At 74.0% G+C, this 2,878-nt stretch carries 3 protein-coding genes; 2 read left to right on the forward strand and 1 reads right to left on the reverse strand.

Going from position 1 to position 2,878, the window contains the following annotated elements:
• Window positions 1-273, forward strand: a 273-nt coding sequence (locus ACJA3G_RS34345; protein ID WP_406556947.1) for a hypothetical protein, incomplete at its 5' end; no start/stop codon positions are given.
• 185 nt (window positions 274-458) lie between these two features.
• Here ACJA3G_RS34345 and ACJA3G_RS34350 read toward each other — a convergent pair.
• Window positions 459-1,613: a cystathionine gamma-synthase gene (locus ACJA3G_RS34350; RefSeq protein WP_406556948.1), complete on the reverse strand. Its 1,155-nt coding sequence runs from the start codon at window positions 1,611-1,613 to the stop codon at window positions 459-461.
• A gap of 153 nt (window positions 1,614-1,766) precedes the next feature.
• Between ACJA3G_RS34350 and ACJA3G_RS34355 the strand changes: the two genes are divergently transcribed.
• Window positions 1,767-2,873 (forward strand): hypothetical protein, encoded by a 1,107-nt coding sequence (locus ACJA3G_RS34355; RefSeq protein ID WP_406556949.1) that lies wholly within the window; start codon window positions 1,767-1,769, stop codon window positions 2,871-2,873.
• Window positions 2,874-2,878: the final 5 nt, after the last annotated feature.

Raw genomic sequence — 2,878 nt, forward strand, 5'->3', positions numbered from 1 at the left:
GTTCCGGGGCAGGGGGCCGTCATGAGCCTGCCGGACCGCAAGGAGGCGGAGGTCCGGCGCCTCCTGGAGGGGCCGCATCCGACCGTCCCGCCCGAACTCGCCCAGCGCGCCGCCGAGTCGGGCCGCCGTCTGCTGCGCCGGCGCCGGGTCGCGCGGCGGCTGATGTGGCTGGTGATCGTGGCGGCGGCGGTCGTCTTCACGGTGTGGGCGTGGCGCGTGCATCCGTGGGTGGCGCCGCCGTCGACGGTGGCGCCACCGGTGGAGGGGTTCTGAAGGGGGCTTCGCGTGGGCGTGGCGGGCCCGCTACGAGGCGCGCCCCGTCCGACGGCCGTCGGCGAACGACGCCCCCGCGCGCGTAGACGGCGCCGTCCCGACGGCGGCCCGGCGCGCGCGCAGACGTCCCCGCGCGCGGGCGGCCCCGGAGCCGGGCTCCGGGGCCGCCTCGGGCGCGGGAGCCGTCAGCCCAGCGCCTGCTGGAGGTCGGCCAGCAGGTCGTCGATGTTCTCGATGCCGACCGAGAGGCGCACCAGGTCACCCGGCACCTCCAAGGCGGACCCGGCGACGCTGGCGTGCGTCATCCGGCCCGGGTGCTCGATCAGCGACTCCACCCCGCCCAGCGACTCGCCCAGCGTGAAGACCTTGGTGCGGGCGCACAGGTCGACCGCCTCCTGCTCGGCGCCCGTGACCCGGAAGGAGATCATGCCGCCGAAGGCGCGCATCTGCTTGGCCGCGACCTCGTGGCCGGGGTGCTCGGGCAGCCCGGGGTAGAGGACCTGCGACACCTTGGGGTGGCGGGTCAGCATCTCCGCGATCTTCTCGGCGTTCTCGCTGTGCCGGTCCATGCGCACGGCCAGCGTCTTGATGCCGCGCAGCACCAGCCAGGAGTCGAACGGCCCGGCGACCGCGCCCATCGCGTTCTGGTGGTACGCCAACTCCTCGCCCAGTTCGGCGGAGTTGGTGACGAGGGCGCCGCCCACGACGTCGGAGTGGCCGCCCATGTACTTCGTCAGGGAGTGCACGACGACGTCCGCGCCGAGCGCCAGCGGCTGCTGGAGGTAGGGGCTGGCGAAGGTGTTGTCGACGACCAGCTTGGCGCCGGTGTCCTTGGCGACGGCCGCGACCGCCGCGATGTCGGTGATGCCGAGCAGCGGGTTCGACGGCGTCTCGACCCAGATCGCCTTCGTACGGTCGGTGACCGCGGCCCGTACCGACGCCGGGTCGGAGGTGTCGGCGACCGACCACTCCACACCCCAGCGGGAGACCACCTTGGCGAAGAGGCGGAACGTACCGCCGTACGCGTCGTTGGGGATCACCACGTGGTCACCGGGGGCCAGCAGCGTACGCAGCAGGCAGTCCTCGGCGGCGAGGCCGGAGGCGAAGGCGAGCCCGCGGACACCGCCCTCCAGGGCCGCCAGGTTCTCTTCGAGGGCGGTGCGCGTGGGGTTGGCGCTGCGACTGTACTCGTAGCCGCCGCGCAGTCCGCCGACACCGTCCTGCTTGTAGGTGGAGACCTGGTAGATCGGGGGGACGACGGCGCCGGTCAGCGGATCCGCGGTGTTGCCGGCGTGGATCGCGATGGTCTCGAAGCTCTTGTCGAGGTGCTCGTGGCTCATGGTCCAGAGCGTAGTTCGCCGGTGGCGGAGACGGGGTCGGTCGCCGGTTCGTGAGACCCGGGTCGCGGTTTCGTGAGACCGGGTCCGGCCGGGTTGTCCACAGGCCGGGGTACGGGTTGGCCAGATGTCGGTGGGGTCTGGTTCGCTTGAGGCATGGAGATTCTCTGGATCCTGATCGCCGCGTGCATGCTGACGATGGCCCTGGGCCCGTGGGCGATGCGGCGCCGCCGGGCCGGCATCCAGCTGGCCGAACCGGGCGAGCCGGACGCGGCGGACCCCGCGGCGTACGGCTTCGCGCGCCAGGAGGAGCTGGACGTGCGGCTGCCCGGCCCGGACCAGGACCTCCTGGACGTGCTGGACGTGGTGCAGGCCACCCAGGACTGGCGGGCGGCGTCACAGCTGCTGGCGGGCACGCCGAAGGAGGGCGAGCTGCGCTGGCAGCGCGTCCAGGCCTTCGCGGGCGCGGCCTCGCTCGAACTGGCCCAGCGCCCCGGCGTGGGCGGCGCCTGGCTGCGCAAGTGGCGCTCGGAGGCGCCCAAGGACGCGGGCGCCGCGCAGGTGCACGCGGAGTTCCTGGTCCAGCAGGCGTGGCGCTCCTCGTCGGCCGGCCAGGACGACTTCCGCATCATCCTGGAGGAGGCGCGCGCGGTCTGCGCGGAGGCGGCGCTGCTGGCCCCCGGCGACCCGGTCCCGTACCTCACGGAGCTGGCGGTGGCGCGCGGGCTGGCCTACCCGCAGCCCGAGTTCGAGGAGCTGTGGGCGAAGGTGATCGACCGCGCCCCGGCCCACATGGGGGCGCATCTGGCGGCCCTGCACTACTGGTGCGAGAAGTGGCACGGCTCGCGCGCGCTGGCGGACGAGTTCGCGACGTCGGCGGCGGCGCGGGCGCCGCACGGCTCGCTGCTGGCCGCCCTGCCGCTCTTCGCGGTGTACGAGCACATGCCCGACATCGTGCTGGTCACGGACTTCCACCGCACGCAGGTGGTCAGCCGGGCCCTGGAGGGCGCCCTGCACGCGGTCCACCAGGCGCGCGCCGACGACCCGGTCCTGGCCCACGTCCGCCATCTGCTGGCGTTCTTCCTGGTGCGCGCGGAGCGCTGGTCGGAGGCGATGGACCAGTTCGCCCACCTGGACGGCTTCGTGGGCGCGGTGCCGTGGACGCTGTCCGGGGACCCGGCGGCGGAGTACGCGGTGTACCGAGCGCTGGCGGTGGCGGGATACGAGGCGAACGGGGGGAACCCGGCGACGCTGCCGCACTAGCCCGC

The organism is Streptomyces sp. YS-3 (genome assembly GCF_045257485.1).
Lineage (GTDB): Bacteria > Actinomycetota > Actinomycetes > Streptomycetales > Streptomycetaceae > Streptomyces.

Coding starts and splice junctions, on each gene's coding strand:
- ACJA3G_RS34355 (WP_406556949.1), top strand. CDS start 1,767: ATGGAGATTCTCTGGATCCTGATCGCCGCGTGCATGCTGACGATGGCC.
- ACJA3G_RS34350 (WP_406556948.1), bottom strand. CDS start 1,613: ATGAGCCACGAGCACCTCGACAAGAGCTTCGAGACCATCGCGATCCAC.